This is a genomic window from Asticcacaulis sp., from assembly GCF_027484505.1.
Classification (GTDB): Bacteria; Pseudomonadota; Alphaproteobacteria; order Caulobacterales; family Caulobacteraceae; genus Asticcacaulis.
Genome location: NZ_JAIXSV010000269.1, coordinates 1 through 2,528 on the forward strand (window position 1 = coordinate 1; position 2,528 = coordinate 2,528).

The window sequence follows — 2,528 nt, forward strand, 5'->3', positions numbered from 1 at the left end:
AAGTTCCGTATCCGGTCAAGATGGAGCCGAACCTGATCGTCGAATATTACTCCTCGTAATAGTCGAAGCCGCGACGGTGAAAACAAAAACCCCGGAAGGTTCGCCTTCCGGGGCTTTTTTGTTATGTATTGCCGTCTTTCTTGCCGTCTTCATCATCGTCGGTTGCGTTGGGCTTCGCGGCAGGGGCCTTCAGCATGTCCAGAACCTCAGCCTTTGATTTCCCGGCATCAATCGCCGCGACAATGCCACCCAGCCGTTCGGCCGCCGCGCTGCCATGTGGGTCATTGGCCAGCGGACGCAACACATCCGCTGCTTCGCCTAAGCGGTCGCGCCTGATCAGCAACTGCGCCGCAAAAAGGGCGTAGTCGCGCACCGCCGGGGCCAGAATATGGGCCTGATAGGCGGCATTCACCGTGTTGTCGTCCGGATAGTCCGGCCCCATCTTCGCCGCGCGCGCCAGGTAGTTGAGATTGGAGGCGTTCATCGGGTCAAGGGCATAGGCCTTACGAAACGCCTCGCGCGCCTTGCGCATCTGAGAGTCGAAGGTTTCTCCCGGTTGAAAAAGCTTGTGAACGCTCATCAGATACCAGGTCTGACCCAGACGGTAGAAGCCTTCGGCGTCATCGGGGTGGGCCGCTGTGTAGGTCTGATAGTAGGCAAGCCCCTTTTGTTCATCGCCGTGCTGGATTTCGGCGCGCGCCAGCACGCCCTGCGCATAGGCATCGTCCGGATATCTGGCGGCCTCCTTCTGGACTTTCTCCAGCAACGCTGTCCTGTAGTCGCGGGGTATGCAGGTCATAGACGCGGCATCCCACAGCGCCAGCTTGTCGGCACTGACCGGCATGGGCGACAAACTGATTTTTGGGTCCGGCATATCCCGGATGCGATAAACCGTCGCCTTCAGCGAATTCATATAGCTCCACAGGACCGACGACAGCGATTTGACCGGCACACTGAAAGCCGCTTCAAAAGCGACCACGGCGTCCTCCCCCTTGCTGCGGCGCTCAAGATAGTGACGGAAGGCCTCGCGCCGTGCCGGGTCACTCAGGATCCAGTGGGTCAGCAGCCACGACTGGGCATAGAAGTTCGTGCGTGGCCGCCGCGTGGAGGGTGCATCGCGGAGTATCTCTTCATAGGATAGGGCGCCGGGTGAGTTCAGTTCGCGTATACGCCAGGACAGGGCCATGCCGACCACCGCCTCATCATTCAGAATCTTCGTCGTGCCGTAATATTCGGCGAACCCTTCGACAAACCAGCGCGGATAGAAGATCTGAGAATTCTGAAACATGAATATGTGCGTATATTCATGGAAGAAGAAATGTTGGCTGGTGTTTTCGGCCAGGTTCTGGACCTTTGAGGCCGAAGCGATAGTATCGCCTTCATAGGTCGAAAACCCGGTAATACCAGCGGCACAGATACGCACGAAACCGGCGACATCGGAGTCCATCCTGGGCCAGACCTGTTTCAGGTCAGAGCGGCTGGACAGAAAATACATCCTCATCCGTGGCTGCGGCTCAGCATCCGGCCCCGAAAGGCCATAAAAGGCCCCGATAATGTAGCGAAACTTTTCCAGATTGCGCACATAGGCCTCGGTGGCCTTGGCGTTGACGTTGGAATAGACGGTGAAATTCGGGCTCTGCGCGACAATCCATTTGTCAGCGGCATGCGACAGGCTGGCCATAAGAGACAGGCCGAGGCTCAGGCAGAGACTCAGGCCAATAATCGCTGTCTTTCGCATCCCATCCCCCCTGCGTGGCAAAACCGGTCTTAAAATACCCGCTGCCCGCGCGCTGACAAGTCAACAAAAACGCCCTGACCCAAATTGGGTAGGGCGTGTGTCAGGCGTATGAAAGAGACGGCGAAAATCAGGCCTCCAGCACGCCTTTTTCGGCCAGAAGCGTCTTCAGTTCGCCGTTCTGGAACAGCTCGCGCACGATGTCGGCGCCGCCGATGAACTCTTCCTTGACATAGAGTTGCGGGATGGTCGGCCAGTCGGAATAGGCCTTGATGCCTTCGCGCAGATCATTGTCCTGCAACACATCGACGCCGGCGAACTCAACGCCCAGATGGTCCAGTACCTGCACCACCAGCGAAGAGAAGCCACAGCGCGGCTGATCCGGCGTGCCCTTCATGAACAGGACGACGGGGTTGTTTTTGATGGTGCCATCAATGAACTGATGCACTTCGGTATTGAGATCGGCGCTCACGGCTGGCACTCCGGAAAAAGGATTTATGGGACGGATATAGGCACAGAGCGCCATAAAATCCAGTGGATCAGGCCTGTTTCTTGCGCGCGTTCGCCAAGGTATCGGCCTGAGCCGAAAAGCGGGCCATCTCGATCTGCGCCGGCACCGAGGTCGGCATGGCGCGTTCAACGACCGCCGCCAGCGCTTCCAGATGTTCGGGATCATCCGCTGTGGCGAACAGGGTCGAAAGATTGGGCTGGGTCAGGGCGTAGGACAGGCACAGTTCTTCGGCGGTCCAGTCGGGTGTCTGATGCAGGAAGGCGTAGGTGCCGCGTCCGGCCA

At 58.3% G+C, this 2,528-nt stretch carries 2 protein-coding genes and 1 pseudogene; all 3 read right to left on the minus strand.

The annotated features are described in order from the left end of the window. Nucleotides 1-121: 121 nt before the first annotated feature. Entirely contained in the window at nt 122-1,738 is a 1,617-nt protein-coding gene (locus tag Q0072_RS15920; RefSeq protein ID WP_298332092.1) for a hypothetical protein, read from the minus strand. A 127-nt stretch (nt 1,739-1,865) separates the two neighbouring features. Further along, nucleotides 1,866-2,207, minus strand: coding sequence for a Grx4 family monothiol glutaredoxin (grxD, locus tag Q0072_RS15925; RefSeq protein ID WP_298332100.1), 342 nt, complete (start codon nt 2,205-2,207; stop codon nt 1,866-1,868). A 67-nt stretch (nt 2,208-2,274) separates the two neighbouring features. Beyond that, nucleotides 2,275-2,528, minus strand: a pseudogene (locus tag Q0072_RS15930) (aldo/keto reductase); the annotation flags it as partial.